The 26,136-nt window shown below is 72.4% G+C and carries 18 protein-coding genes; 11 read left to right on the top strand and 7 right to left on the bottom strand.

What is annotated here, in order from left to right; translation table 11 throughout:
• Nucleotides 1-274: 274 nt before the first annotated feature.
• Nucleotides 275-3,484 carry a tetratricopeptide repeat protein gene (locus AB0E77_RS00925; RefSeq protein WP_361563659.1) on the bottom strand — a complete coding sequence of 1,070 codons (3,210 nt, stop codon included), beginning with the start codon at nt 3,482-3,484 and terminating at the stop codon, nt 275-277.
• A 201-nt stretch (nt 3,485-3,685) separates the two neighbouring features.
• Here AB0E77_RS00925 and AB0E77_RS00920 point away from each other — a divergent pair, with 201 nt between their 5' ends.
• The 5 genes from AB0E77_RS00920 (at nt 3,686) to AB0E77_RS00900 (ending at nt 12,465) form a co-directional block, all read left to right on the top strand.
• Nucleotides 3,686-5,716 carry a thioredoxin domain-containing protein gene (locus AB0E77_RS00920; RefSeq protein ID WP_361563656.1) on the top strand — a complete coding sequence of 677 codons (2,031 nt, stop codon included), beginning with the start codon at nt 3,686-3,688 and terminating at the stop codon, nt 5,714-5,716.
• Between the two features lie 206 nt (nt 5,717-5,922).
• Nucleotides 5,923-7,185 carry a glycosyltransferase gene (locus AB0E77_RS00915; RefSeq protein ID WP_361563654.1) on the top strand — a complete coding sequence of 421 codons (1,263 nt, stop codon included), beginning with the start codon at nt 5,923-5,925 and terminating at the stop codon, nt 7,183-7,185.
• Nucleotides 7,182-8,831, top strand: a complete 1,650-nt coding sequence (locus AB0E77_RS00910) for a phospholipid carrier-dependent glycosyltransferase (protein WP_361563651.1) — start codon at nt 7,182-7,184, stop codon at nt 8,829-8,831. The genes AB0E77_RS00915 and AB0E77_RS00910 overlap by 4 nt, the downstream gene beginning before the upstream one ends.
• On the top strand, nt 8,828-10,060 hold the full coding sequence (locus AB0E77_RS00905) for a polyprenol monophosphomannose synthase (protein WP_361563648.1): 1,233 nt from the start codon (nt 8,828-8,830) through the stop codon (nt 10,058-10,060). Before AB0E77_RS00910 ends, AB0E77_RS00905 begins: the two co-directional genes overlap by 4 nt.
• On the top strand, nt 10,057-12,465 hold the full coding sequence (locus AB0E77_RS00900) for a galactose oxidase-like domain-containing protein (RefSeq protein ID WP_361563645.1): 2,409 nt from the start codon (nt 10,057-10,059) through the stop codon (nt 12,463-12,465). The genes AB0E77_RS00905 and AB0E77_RS00900 overlap by 4 nt, the downstream gene beginning before the upstream one ends.
• On the opposite strand, the gene AB0E77_RS00895 is transcribed toward AB0E77_RS00900, so the two are convergent.
• Together AB0E77_RS00895 and AB0E77_RS00890 are read right to left on the bottom strand one after the other, a co-directional pair.
• The gene (locus tag AB0E77_RS00895; RefSeq protein ID WP_361563642.1) at nt 12,462-13,187 is read right to left on the bottom strand and encodes a Mut7-C RNAse domain-containing protein; all 726 of its coding nucleotides are present in this window, start codon (nt 13,185-13,187) and stop codon (nt 12,462-12,464) included. The genes AB0E77_RS00900 and AB0E77_RS00895 overlap by 4 nt on opposite strands.
• Nucleotides 13,188-13,247: 60 nt before the next feature.
• Entirely contained in the window at nt 13,248-13,952 is a 705-nt protein-coding gene (locus AB0E77_RS00890) for a hemolysin III family protein (RefSeq protein ID WP_361563639.1), read from the bottom strand.
• Between the two features lie 372 nt (nt 13,953-14,324).
• On the opposite strand from AB0E77_RS00890, the gene AB0E77_RS00885 reads away from it, so the two are divergent.
• Entirely contained in the window at nt 14,325-16,163 is a 1,839-nt protein-coding gene (locus AB0E77_RS00885) for a phosphoenolpyruvate carboxykinase (GTP) (protein WP_361563637.1), read from the top strand.
• Nucleotides 16,164-16,355: 192 nt separating this feature from the next.
• Here AB0E77_RS00885 and AB0E77_RS00880 read toward each other — a convergent pair whose 3' ends face one another.
• Both AB0E77_RS00880 and AB0E77_RS00875 read right to left on the bottom strand, forming a co-directional pair.
• Complete coding sequence (locus AB0E77_RS00880) at nt 16,356-16,778, bottom strand: hypothetical protein (protein ID WP_361563635.1); 423 nt, start codon at nt 16,776-16,778, stop codon at nt 16,356-16,358.
• A gap of 102 nt (nt 16,779-16,880) precedes the next feature.
• Nucleotides 16,881-18,092: a pyridoxal phosphate-dependent aminotransferase gene (locus AB0E77_RS00875; RefSeq protein WP_361563633.1), complete on the bottom strand. Its 1,212-nt coding sequence runs from the start codon at nt 18,090-18,092 to the stop codon at nt 16,881-16,883.
• A 234-nt stretch (nt 18,093-18,326) separates the two neighbouring features.
• Here AB0E77_RS00875 and AB0E77_RS00870 point away from each other — a divergent pair, with 234 nt between their 5' ends.
• On the top strand, nt 18,327-19,190 hold the full coding sequence (locus AB0E77_RS00870) for a serine protease (RefSeq protein ID WP_361563630.1): 864 nt from the start codon (nt 18,327-18,329) through the stop codon (nt 19,188-19,190).
• A gap of 13 nt (nt 19,191-19,203) precedes the next feature.
• On the opposite strand, the gene AB0E77_RS00865 is transcribed toward AB0E77_RS00870, so the two are convergent.
• Both AB0E77_RS00865 and AB0E77_RS00860 read right to left on the bottom strand, forming a co-directional pair.
• Nucleotides 19,204-20,814: a D-aminoacylase gene (locus AB0E77_RS00865; RefSeq protein ID WP_361563627.1), complete on the bottom strand. Its 1,611-nt coding sequence runs from the start codon at nt 20,812-20,814 to the stop codon at nt 19,204-19,206.
• A gap of 11 nt (nt 20,815-20,825) precedes the next feature.
• The gene (locus AB0E77_RS00860) at nt 20,826-22,115 is read right to left on the bottom strand and encodes an alanine racemase (RefSeq protein ID WP_361563624.1); all 1,290 of its coding nucleotides are present in this window, start codon (nt 22,113-22,115) and stop codon (nt 20,826-20,828) included.
• Between the two features lie 146 nt (nt 22,116-22,261).
• Here AB0E77_RS00860 and AB0E77_RS00855 point away from each other — a divergent pair, with 146 nt between their 5' ends.
• The 4 genes from AB0E77_RS00855 (at nt 22,262) to AB0E77_RS00840 (ending at nt 26,104) form a co-directional block, all read left to right on the top strand.
• Entirely contained in the window at nt 22,262-23,299 is a 1,038-nt protein-coding gene (locus AB0E77_RS00855) for a sugar kinase (protein WP_361563622.1), read from the top strand.
• Nucleotides 23,296-24,060: an IclR family transcriptional regulator gene (locus tag AB0E77_RS00850; protein WP_361563619.1), complete on the top strand. Its 765-nt coding sequence runs from the start codon at nt 23,296-23,298 to the stop codon at nt 24,058-24,060. The genes AB0E77_RS00855 and AB0E77_RS00850 overlap by 4 nt, the downstream gene beginning before the upstream one ends.
• Entirely contained in the window at nt 24,057-24,467 is a 411-nt protein-coding gene (locus tag AB0E77_RS00845) for a RidA family protein (RefSeq protein WP_361563616.1), read from the top strand. The genes AB0E77_RS00850 and AB0E77_RS00845 overlap by 4 nt, the downstream gene beginning before the upstream one ends.
• Nucleotides 24,468-24,586: 119 nt before the next feature.
• Nucleotides 24,587-26,104, top strand: a complete 1,518-nt coding sequence (locus AB0E77_RS00840) for a gluconate:H+ symporter (protein WP_361563613.1) — start codon at nt 24,587-24,589, stop codon at nt 26,102-26,104.
• Nucleotides 26,105-26,136 lie beyond the last annotated feature (32 nt).

The following is a 26,136-nucleotide window of genomic DNA, read 5'->3' as shown; positions in this document are numbered from 1 at the left end:
GGCAGCGGTGCCGTGCCCGGCGGGGCCTGCTGCCCGCTCGGGCCGCGGCCCGGCCCGGTGAGCCGACGGGCTGGTCGCCCCCAGGGGCGGCCGGTGCCCTGCCGAGTGCCTGCGAGCTGGTCGTCCCCCCGGCCGGTGCCCTGCGCGGTACCCGGCCGGGCCTGCCCCTCCCCGGGACGGTGCCGGCCTGGCCGTCACCGGGACGGTGCCGGCCTGGCCGTCCGCAATCTGGTCATCCCCGGCCCGGCCGTCCGCGGGCTTGCCGCCCCGCAGGTCAGTGCCCGTCCGGCACCGGCACGCCCATCACCTCGCGCGCGTGCCGGTTCGGGATCATGCCGAGGCGCCAGGCCTGCCAGCCCGCCTCCAGCTGCACACCCCGCTCCAGCAGCAGCTGGTACGCCTCCACGTAGTCGTCCAGCTTCGTGTCCCGTGCCGGATGCCGGGCGCGGGACAGCTGGGCCAGCTCCTCCTGCGCCACCGCCGTACCGACCTCCACCCCGCCGGGAGCGGCGTAGGGCAGCAGCGTGCAGCGCAGGAAGCGGGCCCAGTCCTCGCCGCGCCGGTCGCCGTACGCCGCGAACAGCGCCGCCGCCTCGTCGCACAACGCCAGTGCCTGCGGCGTACGGGCGTTGCCCGCGTCCACGACGGCCAGCTCCAGGCACGTCCACGCCTCCCCGTGGCCGACCCCGATGCGCTGGAAGTCGGCGCGCGCGTCGACGAGGAGCTGGCGGGCGAAGCCCGAGTTCCTGAGCGAGCCCGTCTGCGCCGCCCGCTGGTCACGGGTCACCCGCGCCGAATGGTGCCGGGCGCAGGCCAGGCCGTACACGTCCCGCATCCGCGAGAACATCGTCCGGGAGCGCTCCAGCTCCCGGACCGCCCGGTCGAGGGCGCCCGTCTCCTCCAGCGCCTGCCCCAGGTAGTAGACGCTCCACGCCTCCCCGCGCGCGTCCTCGTTCTCCCGGTGCCGGTCCGCCGCCCGCCGCAACTCCTCGGCCGCCTCGGAGGCGTCGCCGTCCACCAGCCGGGCCCGCGCCAGCTGGGTCAGCGCCCACGCCTCGCCGCGGGCGTCCTGGGTACGGCCGTACAGCTCCAGGGCGGCCCGCAGCTCCGACTCCGCCCGCGGCACGTCGCCCATCCGCAGCCGCAGCTGGCCGAGCTGGAAGTGGGCCCACGCCTGGCCGTGCACCGACTCGCCCGCGCGGTGCAGCACCAGCGACTCGGTGAGCAGGTCCATCGCCTCCGCCAGCCGGGCCCGGTCCCGCTGCACGGCCGCCAGCGCGTGCAGCGTCCACGCCCGGTCCGTCGCCAGTTCCGGCGGGGCCTGAAGATCCAGCGCCTCCCGCAGCTTCGCCGCCGCCTCGGTCAGATTGCCCTGGTGGTGCAGCGTGATCCCCAGCGAGCACAGCGCCCGCGCCGCCCCCGCGTCGTGGTGCGCCTCCAGATACAGGTCGACCACGGACGCGAGCGTCGTGCGTGCCTTGTCCAGCTCGCCGAGCTGCCGGGCCGCGATGCCGGTACGCCACTGCACCGAGCGCACCAGCAGCCCCTGGTCCACGGACTGCGCCAGTTCGCTGATCTCACCCAGCCGGTACAGGTCGCCCCGCAGCAGGCAGTAGTCGCACAGCGCGCCCAGCAGGTTCAGCACCGTGCCCTGGTCGACGCCCTCCACGTGCCGCAGCGCCGCCGTGATGAAACTGGACTCGTCGTCCAGCCAGCGCAGCGCCTCGTCCAGGGACGTGAAGCCGTGCTGCCCGAACCGGTCCGAGCGGGTCGACATGTTGCCGTCCACCAGGCGCAGCACCGAGTCGGCCAGCTCCGCGTAGTTCGCGATCAGCCGTTCCTGCGCCGCCGCGATCTCCGCCTGTTCCTCCTCGTCGAGCAGCCGGGCCCCGGCGAAGGCCCGCACCACGTCGTGCAGCCGGTACCGGCTGCCCCGGACGTGGTCGAGCAGCCCCGCGTCCGACAGCGCCGCCAGCTGCCGCGCCGCCTCCGTCTCGTCGGTGGCCAGCAGCGCGGCCGCGGCGGCGGCACCCAGCGAGGTGCGCCCGGCCAGCGCCAGCCGCCGCAGCAGCCGCCGGGCCTGCTCCGACTGGTCGGTGTAGCGCAGCCACAGCGCGCGCTCGACCGGCTCCACCGGACCGTACGCGCCCAGGTCACCGGCCAGCCGGCGCGGCGAGCGCGGGCCCAGCGACGAGCCCGCTACGCGCAGCGCCAGCGGCAGCCCGCCGCACAGCTGCCGGATCCGGTCGGCGGACTCGGCGTCGTACGGCCCCGACGCCTCCTGGGCGGCGGCGCCGAGCAGTTCCTCCGCGCCGGCCGCGTCCAGCGGCTCCACCGGCAGCCGGAAGACCCGCGCGGGCAGGTCGGACGGCAGCTCCAGCGGCGTGCGCGCGGTGACCAGCACCAGGCTGTCGGACCGCTCCGGCACCAGCGCGCGCACCTGCTCGGGATCCGCGGCGTCGTCCAGTACGACCGTGACCGGCACGCCCGTCAGATGCTGGTGGTACAGCTCGCTGAGCCGCTTGACCTGCTGGTCGGCCGAGGAGCGTTCCCGGAAGAGCAGCTGCTCGCGGGGCGCCCCGAGCCGGTTCAGCAGATGCAGCAGCGCGTCCCGGGTGGACAGCGGCGCCTCGCCGCCCGACGCGGCGCCGTCCCCGCGCAGATCCACGACGCACGCCCCGCGGAAGTGGTCCCGCAGCTCGTGCGCGGCCCGCACCGCGAGCGTCGTGCGGCCGCTGCCGGGAGCACCGTGCAGCACCACGACCGTCGGCATCGTCTCCGTGCTCGCGCGGGCCGCCTGCACCCACTGGCGCAGCCGCGCCATCTCCTGGCGCCGCCCGGCGAACACGCCCTCCGGCCGCGGCAGCTGCGCGAACGACTGCTCCAGGACGCTGCGCCCCCGGGCCGCCGCGCTCTTGTCGGCGCCCCGCAGCTTCGGCCCCGCCTTCTTCGGCCCCGTGGACGCGGCGAGGACCCGCTGCTGGTCCAGGAAGGGCCGGATGCCGCGCACCTCCAGCGCGGTCAGCCACTGGAGCCGCAGCTGCTCTGGCCCGCCCGGCTGGCTCACCGCACCGGCGCGGTGATGGGCGGCCGGCACATGGGAGCCGGCCACCTTGACCACGGTCGCCGCCGCGCCGACGACGCCCACGGCCACGCCCGCGCCGACCGCCGTGCCCGTGCCGGTGCCGAGCGCCATGTCGGCGACGACCGCCGAGAGCGCCGCCACACCGGCAACCAGCAGGGGCGTGCCGCCGCCCTCCCGGGCGTAGCGCTGCCGGAAGGTGAGCTGCCCGGCCGACGCCTCGTCCAGGGCGCGGGTGTACGCCTCGTACTCCTCGGCGGCCGTCTCCGCCATCGCGTCCAGCGCCGCGCGGGCCCGCGACAGCAGGACGTTCCCGTCGGTGCGACCGCCCGTGCGGCGCACCTCCTCCTCCACGGCCCGCGTCAGCAGCCGTTCGGCCTCCACCCGATGACCGTCCCGCATGTCGCGTCCCCCTCCGGCGGCAATGGCATCCCCCTGGCGTCCCAGGCGTCGCGGGCCCCTCCCGGCCCGCCCATCCTCGGGTCCTTACCCGGTTGTCCGCCGGTCAAGTGCGCCGCGGTGAGGAGACCCTGGGGAGAGGGCCGGTGCGGCACGGCGGTGTGCTGTCCGGCCGGGCGCGGGTACTGGGGCAGGATGGACACCATGCCGAACCGACTGGCGCACGAGACGTCCCCGTACCTTCTCCAGCACGCCACCAACCCCGTCGACTGGTGGCCCTGGTCGGACGAGGCCTTCGCCGAGGCACGACGGCGGGACGTGCCGGTGCTGCTGAGCGTCGGGTACAGCAGCTGCCACTGGTGCCACGTCATGGCCCACGAGTCGTTCGAGGACGCCCCCACCGCCGAGTTCCTCAACTCGCACTTCGTCAGCGTCAAGGTCGACCGCGAGGAGCGGCCCGACGTCGACGCCGTGTACATGGAGGCCGTGCAGGCGGCGACCGGGCAGGGCGGGTGGCCCATGACCGTGTTCCTCACGCCGGACGCCGAGCCCTTCTACTTCGGTACGTACTTCCCGCCCGAGCCCCGGCACGGCATGCCGTCCTTCCGGCAGGTGCTCCAGGGCGTGCAGCAGGCGTGGACCGAGCGGCGGGGGGAGGTCACCGAGGTCGCGGGCAAGATCGTGCACGATCTCGCCGGGCGGGAGATCTCCTACGGTGACGCGCAGCCGCCCGGCGACGCGGAGCTCGGGCAGGCGCTGCTCGGGCTGACCCGGGAGTACGACGCGCAGCGCGGCGGGTTCGGCGGGGCGCCGAAGTTCCCGCCGTCCATGGTGATCGAGTTCCTGCTCAGGCACCACGCCCGCACCGGTGCCGAGGGCGCGCTCCAGATGGCGCGGGACACCTGTGAGCGCATGGCGCGCGGCGGGATCTACGACCAGCTCGGCGGCGGCTTCGCCCGGTACTCCGTGGACCGCGAGTGGGTCGTGCCGCACTTCGAGAAGATGCTCTACGACAACGCGCTGCTGTGCCGGGTCTACGCCCACCTGTGGCGGGCCACCGGCTCCGAGCTCGCCCGCCGGGTCGCGCTGGAGACCGCCGACTTCATGGTGCGCGAACTGCGCACCGCCGAGGGCGGGTTCGCCTCCGCGCTGGACGCGGACAGCGACGACGGGATGGGCCGGCACGTCGAGGGCGCGTACTACGTGTGGACGCCCGCGCAGCTCGCCGAGGTGCTCGGGGCCGACGACGCCGCGCTCGCCGCGCAGTACTTCGGCGTGACCGAGGAGGGCACCTTCGAGCACGGCGCCTCCGTACTGCAACTCCCGCAGGAAGAAGGCGTGTTCGACGCGGAGCGGATCGCGTCCGTGCGGGAGCGGCTGCTGGCCGCCCGGGCCGAGCGCCCCGCGCCCGGACGCGACGACAAGGTGGTCGCCGCCTGGAACGGCCTGGCGATCGCCGCGCTCGCGGAGACCGGTGCCTATTTCGAACGCCCGGACCTGGTCGAGGCCGCCGTGGCCGCCGCCGACCTGCTGGTGCGGCTGCACCTCGACGAGCACGCCCGGCTCTTCCGCACCAGCAAGGACGGCCGCGCGGGCGTCCACGCCGGGGTGCTGGAGGACTACGCCGACGTGGCCGAGGGTCTCCTCGCCCTGGGGTCCGTCACCGGCGAGGGCGTCTGGCTGGACTTCGCCGGGCTGCTGCTCGACCACGTCCTCACCCGCTTCACCGACGACTCCGGCTCGCTCTACGACACCGCGGCCGACGCCGAGCAGTTGATCCGCCGTCCGCAGGACCCGACCGACAACGCCACCCCGTCCGGCTGGACCGCCGCCGCGGGCGCCCTGCTGTCCTACGCCGCCCACACCGGCTCCGAGCCCCACCGCACCGCCGCCGAGAAGGCCCTCGGAGTGGTCAAGGCCCTCGGCCCGCGCGTGCCGCGCTTCGTCGGCTGGGGCCTCGCCGCCGCCGAGGCGCTGCTCGACGGACCCCGTGAGGTCGCCGTCGTCGGGCCCGACCCGCGCGACGGTGCCACCCGGGGTCTGCACCGCACGGCTCTGCTGGGCACGGCGCCGGGCGCCGTGGTCGCCGTCGGAGCGGAGGGCAGCGACGAGTTCCCGCTGCTCGCCGGCCGTCCGCTGGTGGGCGGCGCACCGGCCGCGTACGTGTGCCGCAACTTCACCTGCGACGCGCCGACGACGGATCCGGAGCGACTGCGTGCCGCGCTGAACAGCTAGAAGGACCAAGGACGAAAGCAAGCGCAACGGGCCCGGTGGGCGAAGTGTTCAGAACCGGTTCCTGTTGTGAGGAAACACGCTCTTCACCGAAAGAGCAGATGTGTTTCACAGAAGACCCCTAACCTCTTCACGGTGACGCGGCGGACCCCTGAGTCGGGTGGTCCGTCGTGTCAGGGGGACTTTCGAAGATCTGGGGGGATCTTTTCTTGCTGACGTCTGTCTTCGTCGCCGCCGTCTCACTGGCGCTCTTCTGGATGGCGGCCTTCACTCTGTGGTGGCAGATGCACGCCTGGCGCACGCCGGAAGTGCTCGCGTCCACCCGGTTCAGCAGACCCGACGGCGACGAGCACGTGTCGTTCTCGCTGCTGCTGCCCGCACGGCATGAACAGGCCGTGCTCGACCACACCGTCCAGCGTCTGCTGACCTCGACGCACACCGACTTCGAGATCATCGTGATCGTCGGCCACGACGACCCCGAGACCACCGAGGTCGCCGAGCGGGCCGCCGGCCGCGACCCGCGGGTGCGGGTCGTCGTCGACACCCACGAGAAGAAGAACAAACCGAAGGCCATGAACACGGCGCTGCCGCACTGCCGCGGCGACGTCGTCGGGGTCTTCGACGCCGAGGACCAGGTCCATCCCGAGCTGCTCGCCCACGTCGACCACGCCTTCCGCACCACCGGCGCCGACGTGGTCCAGGGCGGCGTCCAGCTGATCAACTTCCACTCCAGCTGGTACAGCCTGCGCAACTGCCTGGAGTACTTCTTCTGGTTCCGCTCCCGGCTGCACCTGCACGCGCAGAAAGGGTTCATCCCGCTGGGCGGCAACACCGTCTTCGTCCGCACCGACGTGCTCCGCGAGGCGGACGGCTGGGACCCGGAGTGCCTGGCCGAGGACTGCGACCTGGGCGTCCGGCTCTCCAGCACCGGCAAGAAGGTCGTCGTCGCCTACGACTCCGACATGGTCACCCGGGAGGAGACCCCGGGCACGCTGATGTCGCTGCTCAAGCAGCGCACCCGCTGGAACCAGGGGTTCCTCCAGGTGTACCGGAAGAAGGACTGGAAGCAGCTGCCCACCTTCACCCAGCGGCTGCTGGCCCGCTACACCCTGATGACGCCGTTCCTCCAGGCCTTCACCGGCGTGATCATCCCGCTGAACGCGGCGATCGCGCTCTTCCTGGACGTGCCCGTCGGCATCGCCTTCATCACCTTCCTGCCGGCCGTCACGGCCCTGGTCACCTTCGTCTTCGAGGTCGTCGGCCTGCACGACTTCGGCAGGCAGTACGGGCTGCGCGTGCGCCTCGGTCACTATCTGAAGCTGATCGTCGGCGGACCCTTCTACCAGGTCCTCCTCGCCGGGGCCGCCGTCCGCGCCGTGTGGCGCGAGCAGCGCGGCCGCAACGACTGGGAGCTGACCAGCCATGTCGGTGCCCATCTCGCGCCCGTGGACCGAGAGGACGTTCCCGCGTGACCTCCACCCTTCCCGCGGCGACCGGCACCGCGGTTCCCGCGCAGCGCCGGCCTGCCCGCGACACCGGCACGGCCCCCGGCGGGGCCACGCCGCCGGGCCGGCTCCGCTCCCACCGCCCCGACCTGCTGCTGTGCGGCGCGCTGCTCCTGGCGATCATGGTCGTGCAGGGCTGGAACATCTCCGACTACCCGGCCCTCAGCGACGACGAGGGCACCTACCTCGCCCAGGCCTGGGCCGTCCAGCAGGGCGAGGGCCTCGCCCACTACACCTACTGGTACGACCACCCGCCGCTCGGCTGGATCCAGCTCGCCGTGCTGACCTGGATCCCCACGCTGATCAGCCCCGAGTCGATGACCGTCGGCACCATGCGCGTGGTGATGCTGCTGGTCAGCGCCGTCTCCGCGGTCCTCGTCTACGTCATCGCCCGCCGGCTCTCCCTGCCCCGCTGGGCCGCCGGCCTCGCCATGACCCTGTTCGGGCTCTCCCCGCTGTCGGTCGTGCTCCAGCGGGAGATCTTCCTCGACAACCTCGCGGTGATGTGGACCCTGCTGGCCTTCGCGCTGGCCGCCTCCCCGAGCCGCCACCTCTGGCACCACTTCGGCGCGGGCGTCGCCGCCGCCACGGCCGTGCTCACCAAGGAGACGATGCTCGTCGTCCTGCCCGCCCTGCTGGTCACCATGTGGCGCCACAGCCACCGCGACACCCGCAAGTTCGCGCTGACCGGCGCCGTCACGGCCTGCGCGCTCATCGGCTTCTCCTACCCCCTGTTCGCCCTGCTGAAGGGCGAGTTGCTGCCGGGCGGCGGCCATGTCTCCCTGTGGGACGGCGTCGCGTACCAGATGACCAGGCCGGGGTCGGGCTTCATCCTCGACCAGGGCTCGGGCTCCTGGGGCGTCCTGCAGTCCTGGCTCTACTACGACCGGGTGCTGCCGCTGGGCGGCCTCGCCGGGGCGCTGCTCCTGCTGGCCACCTGGCGCTGGTCGGTCACCGCACGGTCCCTGGCCGGACCGGCGCTGACGGTGGCGATCCTCGCCGCCCTCGCCCTGCGCCCGAACGGCTACCTGCCCGCCATGTACGTCATCCAGGCGCTGCCCTTCCTCGCCCTGGTCCTGGCCGGCGGCGCGGCGAGCACCGCCCACGCCGTGCTGCGCAGGTGGCGCACCGAGGCCGAGCGGCGGGGCGTCACCGCGGGCCGGTACGCGCTCGCCGGCGTCCTGGTGCTCGCCGCCGGCGCCTACGTCGTGCCCCGCTGGTACGACGGCGACCGCACCGCCGTCACCGCCGACGCCAACGCCCCCTACGAGGCCGCCGCCGACTGGCTGGCCGAGGAGGTGGCCGACCCCGCCGGCACCCGGGTGCTCGTGGACGACGCGCTCTGGCTGGACCTGGTGCACGCCGGGTACCGGCCCGGACTCGGGGTCATCTGGTTCTACAAGGCCGACCTCGACCCGGCGGTCACGAAGACCATGCCGGGCGGCTGGCGCGACCTCGACTACGTCGTCGCCTCCCCGACGGTACGGCGCGACGCGGCCGATCTGCCCAACGTCCGGGCCGCGATGAACCACTCCACCCCGGTCGCCGTCTTCGGCACCGGTGCGGACCGCATCGAGATCCGCCGTATCCAGTCCTCCGGAGCCGCCCGATGAGCCACGAGTCCACCGTCCCCGGCGAGCTGGGCCGTCCGGCCGTGCGCCCCGAGGCCTCCGAGGTGCCCGAGCCGGGCGCCGTCACCATCGTCGTACCGACCTTCAACGAGTCCGCCAACGTACGGCAGTTGCTGCACCGGATCACCGAGTCGGTGCCGGGCCGGCTGCCCTGCGAGGTCGTCTTCGTGGACGACTCCACCGACGACACCCCGGACGTCATCCGGGAGGCGGCCCTGGACTGCCCGTTCCCGGTCACCGTCCTGCACCGGGACGAGCCGGCCGGGGGACTGGGCGGCGCGGTCGTCGAGGGACTCAAAGCGGCCGCGTCGGACTGGATCGTCGTCATGGACGGCGACTGCCAGCACCCGCCGTCCCTGGTGCCCGAGCTGGTCGCCACCGGCGAGCGGACGGGCGCCGGGCTCGTCGTCGCCTCGCGGTACATCAAGGGAGGCAGCCGCGCCGGACTCGCGGGCAGCTACCGGGTGGCCGTGTCGCGGGGGGCGACCTGGCTGACCAAGGCCCTCTTCCCGCGCCGGCTGCGCGGCATCAGCGACCCGATGAGCGGCTTCTTCGCCATCCGGCGCAGCGAGGTCACCGCGGACGTCCTCAAGCCGCTCGGCTACAAGATCCTCCTCGAACTCGCCGTCCGCAGCCGCCCCCAAGCGGTCGCCGAGGTGCCGTTCGTCTTCGCGGAGCGGTTCGCGGGCGAGTCCAAGTCGACCGCACAGGAGGGACTCCGTTTCCTGCGCCACCTGGCCGGGCTGCGCACCGCCTCGGCGCCGGCCCGCATGATCGCCTTCGGGCTGATCGGGCTGAGCGGCTTCGTGCCCAACCTGGCCGCGCTGTGGGCGCTGACCGCGGCGGGGCTGCACTATCTGCCCGCCGAGATCGTCGCCAACCAGTTCGGGGTGGCCTGGAACTTCCTCCTCCTGGAGCGGCTGCTCTTCCGCGACCGGCGCCGGCACCGGCACTGGGCCGACCGCACCCTGCGGTTCGCGCTGATCGCCAACGCCGACCTGGTGCTGCGCATCCCGCTGATCGCCCTGCTCGTCGGGGAGTTCGGGCTGGCCGTGCTGCCCGCCACCGCACTGGCCCTGGTCATCACCTTCGTACTGCGCTTCGTGGGGACCGAGGCCCTGGTGTACCTCCCGCGCAGGGTCCGTGCCGGTCGCACGGGAGGCACGGAAGGCACGAGCCGCAAGAGCCGCACAGCAAGGAGTGCCGCATGAGACACAGCCGCAGAAGCACGGCGGTGCTGGCGGTGGGCGCCCTCACCACCGGGCTGCTCCTCACCGCCCCCCAGCCCGCCTCCGCCGCCAACCTGATCAGGAACCCGGGCTTCGAGACCGCCGGCACCGACGGCATGCCGTACTGCTGGGAGAAGTCCGGCTGGGGCGACAACGACTTCACCTTCACCACCACCGCCGACGCACACACCGGCTCGAAGGCCATGAAGGTCGAGCTGACCCGCCGGGTGGACGGCGACCGCAAGGCCCTGATCACCGAGTCCGCCACGTGCGCGCCCGTGGTGACGGCGGGCAGGCAGTACGACCTGTCCCTCTGGTACAAGACCACCACCCCGGACGCCGCCCTCACCCTCTTCCGGCACGACACCACCGCGGGCTGGCAGTACTGGACCGACCTCAAGACCCTCGGCATGGCCGCCGACTGGACCGAGGCGGGCGTCCGCACACCCGAGGTCCCGGCCGGCACCGACCGCATCAGCTGGGGCGTCTCCGTCTACGGCACCGGCTCCGCGACCACCGACGACTACACGATGGAGCAGGTCGCCGAGCCCGTCCCGGACCCGGAGTGCACGGGCACCGCGGCCGAGTGCGCCGACGGCCGCTGGGACGTGCTGCCCACCGAGAACCCGGTCCGCTCCATGCACTCCGTCGTCCTCCACAACGGCAAGGTGCTGTTGATCGCGGGCTCCGGCAACGACCCGGAGATGTTCGAGGCGGGCACCTTCACCTCGGCGGTGTACGACCCGGCGACCGGCGAGTACCGGACGGTCCCGACGCCCAAGGACATGTTCTGCGCCGGACACGTCCAGCTCCAGGACGGCCGCGTCCTCGTCATGAGCGGCAACGCCGGCTACCCGTCGGCGGACGGCACCGTCGGCTACCAGGGGTACAAGGACTCGTACGTCTTCGACCCGGAGACCGAGACGTACACCAAGACCAACGACATGAACGACGGCCACTGGTACCCGTCGGCGACGATCCTCGGCAACGGCGACGTCGTCTCCTTCGGCGGCCTGCGCGAGGACTCCACCGGCTCGGTGACCGCCGAGCGCTGGTCCGACGCCGAGCAGAAGTGGCTGCCGGCCTGGCAGGTCAACCAGACCTGGTCGTACTGGGGCCTGTACCCGTCGATGATCCTCATGCAGGACGGCCGCCTCTTCTACTCCGGCAGCCATGTCTTCGGCAACAACATCCCCGGCACCGGCGCCGCGATCTACGACTACGACGCCAACACCGTCACCCAGGTGCCGGGCCTCCAGGACAAGGACGTCCGGGACCAGTCGGCCAGCGTGCTGCTGCCGCCGGCGCAGGACCAGAGGGTGCTGACCATCGGCGGCGGCAACATCGACGCGAACCCGGACGCGAACCGGCTGACCGACATCATCGACCTCAAGCAGCCGAACCCCGTCTACGTCGCCGGGCCCCCGCTCCCGCAGGGCACGGTGGACCTCGGCGCCGGGCCGGTGCCCGAGACCGGTAACCAGGGCAAGATGTACGTCTCCGCGGTGCTGCTGCCCGACGGCAAGGTGCTGGAGACCGGCGGCGCCCTGCACAACCGGGCGAACCCGGTCTTCGAGTCCTCGCTCTTCGATCCGGCGACGGAGACCTTCGACCCGGTGGCCGCCGACCCGGAGCCCCGCGGCTACCACTCGTCGTCCTTCCTGCTGCCCGACGGCCGGGTGATGTCCACCGGCGACAACCCGGGCAACGGCTCCTGGAACCACGACGTGTCCGTCTACACGCCCCCGTACCTCTTCAAGGGTGAGCGGCCCGCGATCACCTCGGTGATCGACACCGAGTGGACCTACGGCGACACCCAGCGCATCACCGTGGACCGGCCGATCGCCAAGGCCGAGCTGATCCGCCCGGCCGCCGTCACCCACTCCTCCGACCCGAACCAGCGGTTCGTGGACCTGCCGCTGTCCGTGGACGGGAACAACGTCGACCTGAACGTGACGAGCAACCCCGACCTGGCCCCGCCGGGCTGGTACATGCTCTTCGCGGTCGACGCGAACGGCGTGCCCTCGGTGGCGAGGTGGGTGCACCTCCAGGGCCCCGCGGCACTCGCCGCGAAGGACGCCTCGGCGCACGTCCACTCCTTCGCCGACGCCCCGCGCGGCAAGACAGCCGGCCCCGGAAAGAAGCGCACCTCGCAGCCGGTCAGCCCCACCGTCTCCGGCTGCGACCGGCACTACGGCTCCGCCAACGTCTGTGTGCCGACCGCCTTCCCGGCCGAGGTGAGGAGGACGACCGCCGCCCGCTGCGACTGGCTGGCCCGCAACGACTACGGCCGCCTGGAGGTCAACGGCAAGGACGACCCGCTGCGCCTGGACCCGGACCGCGATGGCGTGGCCTGCGGCAAGGGGGACCTGCGGGCGAAGCGCTAGCGCTCCCGCCCGGAGAGGGCGCGCTCCACGATGGCCTCCAGCTGCTCGTGGTGCGCGCCCTTCCAGTAGGCCCTGCCGCAGGCCGTGCACTGGGCGAACACGTCGTACGAGCGCTGGGTGCCGCCCTTGAGCTGGTCGGCGACCTCTTCCTTGGCGGCCCTTCTCAGCAGGCCGTTGCAGGCGGTGCAGCGGGTCCAGGGCCGCAGCTCGGGCCGGAAGCGGTCCAGGACGTCCTGGAGCTGCTCGTCGGGCCGGGTGCTGTACACGTACGCGCCGGACCACAGCTCGCGGCGGCGCAGCAGGCCCCGGTCGCGGCTGAGCATGACCCGCTTCTCGGCCGCCGACAGCGCGGCGAGCGCCGGGTCGCCGGGGTCCGTCGACTCGTACGCCGTGTCCACGCCGAGCAGTCGCAGCCGGCGGGCGAGGGTGCCGAGGTGCACGTCGAGCAGGAAGCGCAGGGGCGCGCCGGGGACCCGCTGGGGGTGCTCGACGGCCCGCACGGTCACCGACTCGCCGCCGGCCGGCACGTGTCCGGGCGGCACCTCGCGGCCGTCCACGAGGAGCGCGCCGACCTCGGTGAGCGGGACGCCGAGGGACTCGACGACGTGGCCGAGGGTGGAGACGCCGTCGATGGCGGCGCGGGCGGCGCCGGTGGGGCGGGCGCGGGGCACGAAGAGGTGCAGTTCGGGGGCGAACTCGACGTGGATCTCGGGACCGTTCACCTCGTCAGGATGCCACGGGGCGGCGGCCCGGCCGCAGTCGTTCCGGCGCCTCGCCGAGGCCTAGTAGGCCACCAGCGAGATCCCCACGTAGTGCGCGATGAACGCCGCGAGCGTGAAGGAGTGGAAGACCTCGTGGAAGCCGAACCAGCGCGGGGACGGGTTCGGGCGCTTGAGGCCGTAGATGACGCCGCCCGCGCTGTAGAGGACGCCGCCGACGATCACCAGGACGAGGACGGCGATGCCGCCGGCGTGCATGAAGTCGGGCAGGTAGAAGACGGCCGCCCAGCCCATGGCGAGATAGCAGGGCGTGTAGAGCCAGCGCGGGGCGCCGACCCAGAAGACGCGGAAGAGGATGCCGGCCGCGGCGGCGGCCCAGATGCCCCACAGCAGCCACTGGCCCTGCGCGTCCGGCAGGAGCAGCAGGGTCAGCGGGGTGTAGGTGCCCGCGATGATCAGGAAGATGTTGGCGTGGTCGAGGCGGCGCAGCACGCCGTCCATGCGCGGGCTCCAGTTGCCCCGGTGGTAGAGCGCGCTGACGCCGAAGAGCAGGCAGGCCGTGAGGACGTAGACCCCGCAGGCGATGCGGGCCTCGGTCGACTCGGCGAGGGCGGTGAGCACCAGTCCGGCGACGAGGACGGCCGGGAACATACCGAGGTGCAGCCAGCCCCGCAGCTTGGGCTTGACCGGATGCGGCAGGGAGAGCGCCACGGGACCGCGGCCGGCGGCCGGCATGTCCCTGGGCGCGTCGGAGGCGGACGCAGTCATGTCCGCATCGTACCTACGGGACCGTAAGTTACGCATCAGTAGAGACGTCGGAGATGTGGCAAGTGGCCATCGTCTCACGGGAGTCCCCGCAGCGTCACCTCACCCGTGCCGGCCGGCGCCGGACCGTCGTCGAGGTAAAAGAAGTTCCAGGCGAACTCCAGGCGTACGCAAAAAAACCCGGAGACAACCACTGGTACGTGGCGATCCTCACCCCGCTCAGGTGTGAGGCCCTCTGGACATATGGGCGCTCTCGTCGGATGATCAAATGAGTGCGGTCGGCACCGGATGAGCAGCGTGAGCTCCTCGCGTGACGCATCCGGGTCGCAGCCCCCACGGGGCCTCCAAACAAAAACCCCTCATCTAGGAGCAATCGTGGCGCGCGACATCGCGGCTCCCTCCGTCCCCACCCGCCATCAGGAACTGATCTCGTGGGTCAACGAGATCGCCGAACTGACCCAGCCGGACGACGTGGTCTGGTGCGACGGCTCCGAGGCCGAGTACGAGCGCCTGTGCGAGACGCTCGTGGCGAAGGGCACCTTCCGCAAGCTCGACCCGATCAAGCGCCCCAACTCCTACTACGCGGCCTCCGACCCCTCCGACGTCGCCCGCGTCGAGGACCGGACCTTCATCTGCTCCGAGAAGGAGGAGGACGCCGGCCCCACCAACCACTGGAAGGCGCCCGCCGAGATGCGGGAGATCTTCAGCGGGGAGAAGGGCCTGTTCCGCGGCTCCATGCGCGGCCGGACCATGTACGTCGTGCCCTTCTGCATGGGCCCCCTCGGCTCCCCGCTCTCCGCGCTCGGCGTCGAGATCACCGACTCCGCGTACGTCGCCGCCTCGATGCGCACCATGACCCGCATGGGACAGCCGGTCCTGGACGAGCTGGGCGAGGACGGCTTCTTCGTCAAGGCCGTGCACTCCGTCGGCGCCCCGCTGGAGGAGGGTCAGGACGACGTTCCGTGGCCGTGCAACTCCACCAAGTACATCTCGCACTTCCCCGAGGACCGCGAGATCTGGTCCTACGGCTCCGGCTACGGCGGCAACGCCCTGCTCGGCAAGAAGTGCTACGCCCTGCGCATCGCCTCCGTCATGGCTCGCGACGAGGGCTGGCTCGCCGAGCACATGCTCGTGCTGAAGCTGACCCCGCCCACCGGCGAGCCCAAGTACGTCGCCGCCGCCTTCCCGTCGGCCTGCGGCAAGACCAACCTCGCCATGCTGGAGCCCACGATCTCCGGCTGGACCGTGGAGACCATCGGCGACGACATCGCCTGGATGCGCTTCGGCGAGGACGGCCGCCTGTACGCGATCAACCCCGAGGCCGGCTTCTTCGGCGTCGCGCCCGGCACCGGTGAGCACACCAACGCCAACGCGATGAAGACCCTGTGGGGCAACTCCGTCTTCACCAACGTCGCCCTCACCGACGACGGCGACGTGTGGTGGGAGGGCATGACCGAGGAGACGCCCGCCCACCTGACGGACTGGAAGGGCAACGACTGGACGCCCGAGTCGGCCCGCGAAGCAAATGGATACCGCCCGGCCGCGCACCCCAACGCCCGCTTCACCACGCCCGCGTCCCAGTGCCCGATCATCGCGCCCGAGTGGGAGGACCCCAAGGGCGTGCCGATCTCGGCGATCCTCTTCGGCGGACGCCGCGCCACCGCCGTACCGCTGGTCACCGAGTCCTTCGACTGGAACCACGGCGTCTTCCTCGGCGCCAACGTGGCCTCCGAGAAGACCGCCGCCGCCGAGGGCAAGGTCGGCGAGCTGCGCCGCGACCCGTTCGCCATGCTGCCGTTCTGCGGCTACAACATGGGCGACTACATGGGGCACTGGATCGACGTGGCCAAGGACAAGGACCAGTCCAAGCTGCCGAAGATCTACTACGTCAACTGGTTCCGCAAGGACGACGAGGGCAAGTTCGTCTGGCCCGGCTTCGGCGAGAACAGCCGCGTCCTGAAGTGGATCGTGGAGCGCCTCGAGGGCAGGGCGGACGGCGTGGAGACCCCGATCGGCGTGCTGCCGACCAAGGAGTCCCTGGACACCGACGGCCTCGACCTGCCCGAGTCCGACCTGGACTTCCTGCTCAGCGTCGACAAGGAGGTGTGGCGCGAGGAGGCGGCGCTCGTCCCCGACCACCTGAACACCTTCGGCGACCACACGCCCGTCGAGCTGTGGGACCAGTACCGCGCGCTGGTGCAGCGCCTGGGCTGATCCCCCCTGGTTCCGCGGCCGGTCCGACTAGCCCTGACCTGCATAGTCGTCACGAAGGCCGGCCGCGAGGGGTCTCCTCACGCTCCTGTAGCTCGATGTCCCGGAGCAAGGGAGGCCCCACTCGGGCCGGGTCCCCGCACAACGGCGTGCGACGGACCCGGCCCTTTGACGTTCTGCGCGCCGACGCGCTGGTCAGCGGGACGCCAGTTCGCGCGGCTCGAGGGCCGCGGCGTGTGCGTCCATGCGTTCGGCGGTGAGGATCGCCACCGCCGTGTCGGCGCGGGACGCGGCCACCACGAGGGCGCGGCTCGCCAGGGTGTGGGCCCGGCGGTGCAGTGCCGCCGGGTGCGGCGCGGGCGGCGCGGCGGGCGCCGGCAGGCGGGCCGGCGCACGGCCTCCCCGCAACCGGGCGACCTGCTCGGCGAGCCTTTCGGCCGCCGTGTCCAGCTCCTCGGAGGGCGCCTGGGCGCGCAGCTCGTCCGTGGCGGCGAGCAGCGTCGCGAGATGACCCGCGAGCTGGATGTCCAGCTCCTCCTCACGGGACCGGTGGGGGAAGTCCGAGGTGCCGCCGGCCACCGTGCTGTGGACCGACTTGCTGCGGATCGGTTCGTACATGGGACGGCCTCCTGAACGCTTTCAGGAAACCATCCTACATTGGAATCAATCTAAAGTTGAGGCGACCACAAGGCCGGACCGCATGCATGCGGAGGGTGAGGGTCAGGGCTGGCCGTAACCGTCCAGGAAGTTGCCGATCCGGCCCACCGCCTCGCGCAGATCCCCGGCCGTCGGCAGGGTCACCACGCGGAAGTGGTCGGGCTCGGGCCAGTTGAAGCCGGTGCCCTGGACGACCATGATCTTCTCCTGGCGCAGCAGGTCCAGGACCATCTGCCGGTCGTCCTTGATCTTGAAGACCTTGGGGTCGAGGCGCGGGAAGAGGTACAGCGCCCCCTTCGGCTTCACGCAGGTCACACCCGGGATGCCGGTCAGCGCCTCGTGCGCGGCGTCCCGCTGCTCGCGCAGCCGTCCGCCCGGCAGCACCAGGTCGTTGATCGTCTGCCGCCCGCTGAGCGCGGCGACCACCCCGTGCTGGCCCGGCATGTTGGCGCACAGCCGCATGTTCGCCAGGATCGTCAGGCCCTCGATGTACGACTGGGCGTGCGCGCGCGGCCCGGAGACGGACATCCAGCCGACCCGGTAGCCGGCCACCCGGTACGCCTTCGACATGCCGTTGAAGGTGAGGGTGAGCAGGTCCGGGGCGATCGCGGCGGTCGGGGTGTGCACCGCGTCGTCGTAGAGGATCTTGTCGTAGATCTCGTCGGAGCAGACCAGCAGGTTGTGCCGGCGCGCGATGTCGGTGAGCCCGCGCAGCACCTCCTCGTCGTACACCGCGCCCGTCGGGTTGTTCGGGTTGATGATGACGATGGCCTTGGTGCGGTCGGTGACCTTGCGCTCGACGTCCGCGAGGTCCGGCATCCAGTCGGACTGCTCGTCGCAGCGGTAGTGCACCGCCGTGCCGCCGGACAGGGAGACGGCGGCCGTCCACAGCGGGTAGTCCGGCGCCGGGACGAGGACCTCGTCGCCGTCGTCCAGCAGGCCCTGCATCGCCATCACGATCAGCTCGGAGACGCCGTTTCCGATGAAGACGTGCTCGACGTCCGTCTCGATGCCGAGGGTCTGGTTGTGCATGACGACCGCCCGGCGCGCGGCCAGCAGGCCCTTCGCGTCGCCGTAGCCGTGGGCCGACGAGACGTTGCGGAGGATGTCCTCGAGGATCTCGGGCGGGCACTCGAAGCCGAAGGCCGCCGGGTTGCCCGTGTTCAGCTTCAGGATGCGGTGACCGGCCGCCTCCAGCCGCATCGCCTCCTCGAGCACCGGGCCCCGGATCTCGTAACAGACGTTGGCGAGCTTGGTCGACTGGATCACCTGCATGTCCGCGAGCTTACGACCCGGTTACGGCCCATGGGCCGTGTTTTCCACCACGTGGGACGCCCGCTCCGGGGGGCCGCCGGCGTCCTCACCCGTGCCCGACGGGCGCTATCGCGCCAACTGGCGGCCGGATAGCGGTCCTTGTCCGCACCCCTCTCCGTCATGAAAATGCTCATGACAATCCGGGTGCCGTCCGGAAGACCTCCGGCCGGTGCCCTCCATAGAGGGGACCCCCACATGAACAAGCCTCTCCTTGCCGCGCTCGCCACCCTGGCCGTCACCGGGGTCGGCGTGGCACCGGCGGTCGCGTCACCCGCGGCTCCCGCGTCCCGCACGGCCCCCGCGTCACCCGCGGCTCCCGCCGCCAAGGCCGTGTCCTTCGCCGGCACCGTCTCGCTCAGCAACTGCTCCGGCTCCGTCGTCCGCCTGCCCGCGTCCGAGGACGACGACCCGGCGCTGGTCATGTCCAACGGCCACTGTCTGGAGACCGGCTTCCCGGCGGCCGGCGAGGTCGTCGTGGACCAGCCCTCCAGCCGGAGCTTCGGCCTGCTCAACTCCTCCGGCACGCGCGTCGGCACCCTGCGCGCCAGCAAGATCGCCTACGCGACGATGACCGACACGGACGTCTCGCTGTACCAGCTCACCAGCACGTACGCCCAGATCCGCGGCACCTACGGGATCAGCGCGCTCACCCTCGACGACGCCCACCCCACGGCCGGCACCGCGATCACCGTCGTCTCCGGCTACTGGAAGCGGACCTACGCCTGCAACGTCGACGGGTTCGCGTACCGGCTCAAGGAGGGGGAGTGGACCTGGAAGGACTCGGTCCGCTACACCTCCGCCTGCCGGACCATCGGCGGCACCTCCGGATCGCCCGTCGTCGACAACGCCACCGGCAAGGTCGTCGCCGTCAACAACACCGGCAACGAGGACGGCGGACGCTGCACCGACAACAACCCGTGCGAGGTCGCCGAGGACGGGACCGTGACGGTCCGCGAGGGCATCAACTACGCCCAGCAGACCTACCGGATCCCCGCCTGCTTCGGCGCCGACAACAAGCTCGACCTCTCCCGCAGCGGCTGCGTCCTGCCCAAGCCGTAGCCCCGGGCCGTGATCAGCGCGGACTCCGGCGCACCGACCGCCCGGCCAGCACGTCGGTGCGCCGCCCGTCCTCGATCACGAACCGCCCGTCGACCAGCACGTACGGGATGCCCGTCGGCAGCCGGCGCGGCTCCTCGTACGTGCTGCCGGCCGCGACCGTCGCCGGGTCGAAGAGGACCAGGTCGGCCCGGTACCCCTCGCGGATCCTGCCCCGGTCCGGCAGCCGCAGCCGGGCCGCCGGGCGCCCGGTGAGATGGGCGACGCACTCCTCCAGCGACAGCACGCCCAGCTCGCGGACGTAGTGGCCGAGGTAGTGCGGGAAGGTGCCGTAGGCGCGCGGGTGCGGCTTGCTGCCCTGGAGGATGCCGTCCGAGCCGCCGGTGTGGACGCGGTGGCGCATGATCGCCCGCACGTTCTCCTCGTGGCCGACGTGCTGGAGGATCGTCGGGGCCAGCCGGTCGGCCAGCAGCAGGCGCCGGGCGAGCGTCCACGGGCTCTCGCCGCGCAGCCCGGCCGACTCCAGGACCGTGCGGCCGACGTACTCGGCCAGGGCCGGGTCGCCGACGCCGGAGATCTCGACGGTCTCCCACTCCACGGGCACCCCGTGGCAGCCGTCGGAGCCGGTCACCTCCAGGTGGTGGCGGATCCGCTCGGCGGTGTCGTCGTCCGCCAGCCGCTTCAGCACCTGCTCCGGACCGCCCTCGCCGGCCCAGCTCGGCAGCAGCGCCACGAGGGTGGTGCAGCCCGGGGTGTACGGATAGGTGTCGAGCGTGATGTCGGCGCCTGCGGCCAGCGCGTCGTCCAGCAGCGTCAGCAGCTCGGGCGCCCGGCCCCTGTTCACGCCGAAGTTCATGGTGGCGTGCGCCAGGTGCAGCGGGCAGCCCGCCTCCCGGGTCAGCGCCACCATTTCCTCGTACGCCTGAAGGGCCCCGGCCCCGTACGAGCGGTGGTGCGGGCAGTAGTAGCCGCCGTACGACGCGACCACCCGGCACAGCTCGGTCAGCTCGGCGTCCTTCGCGTACATGCCCGGCGTGTAGGTGAGCCCGGACGACAGGCCGACCGCGCCCTGCTCCATGCCCTCGGCGACCAGCCGGCGCATCCGCTCCAGCTCGGCCGGGGTCGCCTCGCGGTCCTCCCAGCCGACCGCGAGGGCGCGGACCGTGCCCTGCGGGATCAGATAGGCGGCGTTGACGGCGACGCCCCGGTCGAGCCGGTCCAGGTACTCGCCGACCGAGCGCCAGTCGAAGTCGACGTCGTCGCCGGGGCCGTTCCACCCGGCGATGGCGCGGCGCACCTCGCCGAGGGTGCGGTCGTCGACCGGCGCGTACGACAGGCCGTCCTGTCCGAGGACCTCCAGGGTGACGCCCTGGGCCGCCTTCGCGCTGTGGTCGGGGTCGCGCAGCAGGGCCAGGTCGCTGTGGGCGTGCATGTCGATGAAGCCCGGGGCCAGGGCCAGGCCCTCGGCGTCCAGCTCTCGGCGCGCCCTGGGGCGCTGGCAGCCCGCGGCGGCCGCCTCCTTGACGATCGACACGATGCGCCCGCCGTCGACGACCACGTCGGCGCGGTACGAGGGCTCGCCGGTGCCGTCGACGACGTCGGCGTCCCGGATGACCAGCTCTTCCACCAGGGCCTCCTCTAGAAGAACGTGCGGACGTAGTCGACGACCGTCCCGTCCGCCTGCGCGACCGGGATCAGCTGCCACTTGTCGAAGGACGTGCACGGGTGGGACAGGCCCATCCCGACCCAGTCGCCGACCTCGAGCTCCACCCCGGGGGCGGTGCGCAGCCAGGCGTGCTGGTCGGACAGTCCGGTCACCGTGACCCCGTCGGCGGGGCGCTCCGGGCCGCCGTCCGCGGGGCGCACCGCCTGTGCGAAGGGCAGGTGGAGGTCGTGGGCCGCGTCCCGCTTGCCCGCGTTGGTGAAGGCCTGCTCCGGGGAGGGGCGCGAGACGACCTGGGACCAGAGCCGGAAGGCGGGCTCCAGGGCGCCCTCGGCGGGGACGCGGTTGAAGGGGGTCAGCTCCCGGTAGTGCCCGTCGTCGTGCGACACGTACGCGCCCGAGCGCAGCAGCTTCAGCACCGGCACGGAGAGGTCCGGGACCTCGGCGAACACGTCGGCCACCGCGTCGAACCAGGCACTGCCGCCCGCGCTCAGCACGATCTCGTCCAGCCCCGTGAACCGGCCCGCCTTGTCGAAGTCCACGGCCAGCGCGACCAGCCGCCGCAGCCACGCGTGCACCTTCTCCGGATCGGCGTCCGGCACCTCGCCCTCGTACCCGGCGACCCCGGCCAGCCGCAGCGTCGGTGCGGCGGCGACCGCGTCGGCGACCGCCGCGCACTCGGCCTCCGTGCGCACCCCGGTCCGGGCGCCCTCGCCGGCGGCCAGCTCGACCACGACGTCCACCGGGCGGCCCGCCCCCGCCTCGGCCAGCGCGGCGTCCATCAGCTCCACCCCGCGCACGGAGTCGACGTAGCAGACGAAGCGGAAGTCCGGGTCGGCGTCCAGCTCGGCGGCGAGGCGGCGCAGGGCGGCGGCGTCGACCAGCTCGTTGGCCAGGAAGATCCGCCCGATGCCGTGGGCACGGGCCACCCACACCTGGTGAGGCACCGCGAGCGTGATGCCCCAGGCGCCGTGCGCGAGCTGCCGGTGGAAGAGCTGGGGGGCCATCGAGGTCTTGCCGTGCGGCGCGAAGGCGAGGCCGTGCCGGGCGGCGTACGTCTCCATCAGCCGCAGGTTGTGCTCCAGGCGCTCGGCGGACAGGGCCAGCACGGGCGTGGTGAAGCCGCCGGTGAAGAGATTGCGGCGCTGCGCGGCCAGCTCGGCGACGGTCAGGCCCGCGGCGTCCGGCGGGAGGCCCTTGAAGCGGTGGTCGACGTGCTCCTCGGCCAGGCGGGCGAGGGCTTCGGTGCCGGTGTCGAGGGCCATGGAGCCTCCTGAGGTGGGTCGTTGCATTGTCTGCAACGACCGTTGCGTATATCGCTCACTGCTGTCTAACATCTCGGCCAACGCGGGGTCAACGGAGCCTCCGTCCGAGACAGTCCGCCCGCGACAGGATGAGGAGCCCCACCATCGTGACCGCCGACGGCCCCCGCAGCACCACCCCCGACGTCGTGGACGTCGTCGCGCTCGGCGAGTCCATGGTCACCTTCCTGCCCTCCCGCCCCGGACGCCTCGCCGACGTGCCCTCCTTCGACCGCGCCATCGGCGGCGCCGAGTCCAACGTCGCCTGCGTGCTGGCCGCCGCCGGACACGCCGCCCGCTGGGTCAGCGCCGTCGGCGCCGACGGCTTCGGCGACCACCTGGTCGAGGCGATCGGCGCCTACGGCGTCGACGTCCGCGCCGTGCGCCGCGACCCCGGCCGGCCGACCGGCATCTACTTCCGCACCGCGGGCGACCGTGCCACCGACGCGCACGAGGTGGCGTACTACCGCAGCGGCTCTGCGGCCTCCGCCATGTCGGCCGCGACCCTGGATCTCGGCGCGATCCGCTCCGGCCGGATCCTCCACCTGTCCGGCATCACCGCCGCGCTCTCCGCCGACTGCCGCGACCTGATGCGCGAACTGACCGCCCGCCGCCCCGGCCGGCCCCTGGTCTCCTTCGACGTCAACCACCGCCCCGGGCTGTGGCGGGACGCCGACGGACCGGCCGTGCTCCGGGAGCTGGCGCGCGGCGCCGACCTCGTCTTCGTCGGCGAGGACGAGGCCTGGGGACTCGGCGGCCCCGAGGCGGTGCGCGCGGCGCTGCCCGAGCCGGAGCTGCTCGTCGTCAAGCAGGGCGCGACCGGCGCCACAGCCTTCCACGGGGAGCACGCCACCTTCGTCCCCGCCCTGCACGTCGACGTCGTCGCCGCCGTCGGCGCGGGCGACGCCTTCGCCGCCGGGTTCCTCTCCGCCACCCTGCGCGGACTGCCCGTGCGCGAGCGACTGCGCCACGGCCACCTGACGGCCGCCGCCGCCCTCACCGTCCCCGGCGACCTCGCCGCGCCCCCGGCCCGGCACCACGCCGACCGGCTGGCCGCCCTCGACGACGACGCGTGGGGGAGACTGCGACTCGGCCCCGGCTGGACACAGGCCGGCCGAGGGGCCGACGAGGAGGTACGCACACCATGAGCCAGACCGTCGACCGCGCGCTCAGCATCCTGCCGCTGCTCGCCGAGGGCCCCGCCGACCTGGGCCGGGTCGCCGAGCGGCTCGGCGTGCACAAGTCCACCGCCCTGCGGCTGCTGCGCACCCTGCACGAGCACGGCTTCGTCTACCGCCAGTCCGACCAGCGCTACCGCCTCGGCGCCCGGCTCATCGCCCTCGCCCAGGAGGCGATGGAGAACCTGGACGTCCGCGAGATCGCCCACCCCCACCTCGTACGCCTCAACGAGCAGTGCGGCCACACCGTCCACCTCGCCGTCTACGAGGAGAACGAGGTCCTCTACATCGACAAGGTCGAGAGCCGCTACCCGGTCCGCATGTACTCCCGGATCGGCAAGCCCGTCGCCATCACCGTCGCGGCCGTCGCCAAGCTGCTGCTCGCCGACCTCCCCGGGAACGAGCGCCGCGCCGTCGTGGAGAAGCTCGAATACCCCCTGTACACGGCCCGTTCGACACCGAACGCCGACGCCTTCCTCACGGAGCTGGCCACGGTGCGCGAACAGGGCTGGGCCACCGACCTCGGCGGCCACGAGGAGTCCATCAACTGCATCGCCGCCCCCATCCGGGGCGCCGACGGCAGGGTGGCCGCCGCGATGTCGGTCTCCGCGCCGAACGTCGTCGTCACCGCCGACGAACTCCTCACCCTGCTCCCGCTGGTGCGCCGTACGGCGGACGCCATCAGCGGCGAGTACTCCGGCAGGACCCCAGTCAAGGAAGTCACCGCATGACCGACAAGATCGCTCTCACCCCCGCGACCCACACCGTCCCCCCGGCCAAGTTCAGCCACGGCGTGAAGAAGGGCAACATCCTCCAGGTCGCCGGCCAGGTCGGCTTCCTCCCCCACGAGGACGGCAAGGCCCCCACCCCGGCCGGCCCGACCCTGCGCGAGCAGACCCTCCAGACCCTCGCCAACGTCAAGGCGATCCTGGAGGAGGGCGGCGCCTCCTGGGACGACGTGATGATGATCCGCGTCTACCTCACGGACGTCGACCACTTCGCCGAGATGAACGAGATCTACAACCGGTACTTCGAGGAGCAGGGCCTCACCCAGCCGCCCGCCGCGCGCACGACCGTCTACGTCGGACTGCCCGCCGGACTCCTCATCGAGATCGACGCGCTGGCCGTCCTCGGCTGACCGTCTCTCCCCCGTCTGCCCGACCGTCTGTGAACGGCACGGCGCCCCCCACCCCTGGGGCGCCGTGCCGCGCTCCGCCCTGCCCGAAAGCCCCATGTTCTTAGCCAGAGGACCCCCGGATGTCCCATATGCCCCTTCAGTTCGCCGCTGCCGAGACCCCACCCCACACCGGCGGTCTGCTCACCCTGATCGACGGCACGGCGGGTCTGCTGACCGTCGCCGCGATCGGCATCGCGCTCCTGCTCTTCCTGATCATCAAGGTGCGGCTGCAGCCCTTCGTCGCGCTGCTCGCCGTCTCCATAGCCGTCGGCCTGCTCGCCGGCCTGTCGGTCACCGAACTCTTCGGCACCGTCCAGAAGTCCGACGCCGTCTCCACCATCGAGTCCGGCATGGGCGGCATCCTCGGGCACGTCGCCATCATCATCGGCCTGGGCACCATGCTCGGCGCGATCCTCGAGGTCAGCGGCGGCGCGGAGGTGCTGGCCTCCCGCCTGCTCGGCCTGTTCGGCGAGAAGCGCGCCCCGCTCGCCATGGGCCTGACCGGCCTGATCTTCGGCATCCCCGTCTTCTTCGACGTCGGCATCTTCGTCCTCGCGCCCATCGTCTACGCCGCCGCGAAACGCCCCCAAGACTCCGACAAGCTCCGTCCCGGGGGGACCCCCATCGGCAAGTCGATCCTGCTCTACTGCCTGCCCCTGCTCGCCGGCCTGTCGATGACCCACGCCTTCCTGCCGCCGCACCCCGGCCCGGTGGCCGCCGCGGGGCTGCTGAAGGTGGACCTCGGCTGGGTGATCCTCATGGGCGTCGTGTGCGGCATCCCGGCCGTCCTCGCCGCCTGGGCCTACTCCGCCTGGGTCGGCCGCCGCATCTTCGTCCCCGTGCCGCAGGACATGGTCGAGGCCGCCGACGAGGCCCGGCAGGCCGTCATCGACGAGCAGCGCAAGGCCGGTGTCGCCCCCCGCGAGACGCCGGTGCCGCTCGGCACGGTCCTCGGCATCATCGGCACCCCGCTGGTCCTCATCCTCGCCGCGACCTTCTCCTCGATCGCCCTGGACCCCTCCACCACCCGCTCGGTGATCGAGTTCTTCGGCAACCCCTTCGTCGCCCTCACCATCGCCCTGTTCCTCGCCTACTACCTCCTCGGCATCCGGCGCGGCTGGTCCCGCAAGTCCCTGGAGACCGTCTCGACGTCCTCGCTGAAGCCGGTCGGCAACATCCTGCTCGTGGTCGGCGCGGGCGGTGTCTTCGGCGCCGTCCTCAAGGCCAGCGGCGTCGCCCAGGCCCTCTCCGACACCTTCCACGACGTCGGCCTGCCGGTGATCGTCCTGTCCTACCTGATCTCCCTCGTGCTCAGGGTCGCCCAGGGTTCGGCGACGGTCGCCATCGTGACGACGGCGGGTATCGTGGCGCCCCTGCTCGCCGAGGGCGACCACTCCCAGGCGTTCGTCGCGCTGGTCATCATGGCCATCTCGGCGGGTTCCATCTTCGCCTCGCACGTCAACGACGGAGGCTTCTGGATGGTCGCCAAGTACTTCGGCATCAGCGAACGGGACACCCTGAAGACGTGGACCGTGCTGGAGAGCGTGCTGTCGCTCGGCGGCTTCGCGACGGCGGCGGTGCTCAGCCTGTTCGTTTAGCGCGAACTCCCTCGCTCCCGCCCCGTATCCGC

Origin of the sequence: Streptomyces sp. NPDC032940 (assembly GCF_040636935.1) — a bacterium.
In the GTDB taxonomy this organism is placed as follows: domain Bacteria; phylum Actinomycetota; class Actinomycetes; order Streptomycetales; family Streptomycetaceae; genus Streptomyces.
The sequence above is the reverse complement of the archived record's forward strand: the minus strand, read 5'-3'. Positions and strand labels throughout refer to the sequence as shown.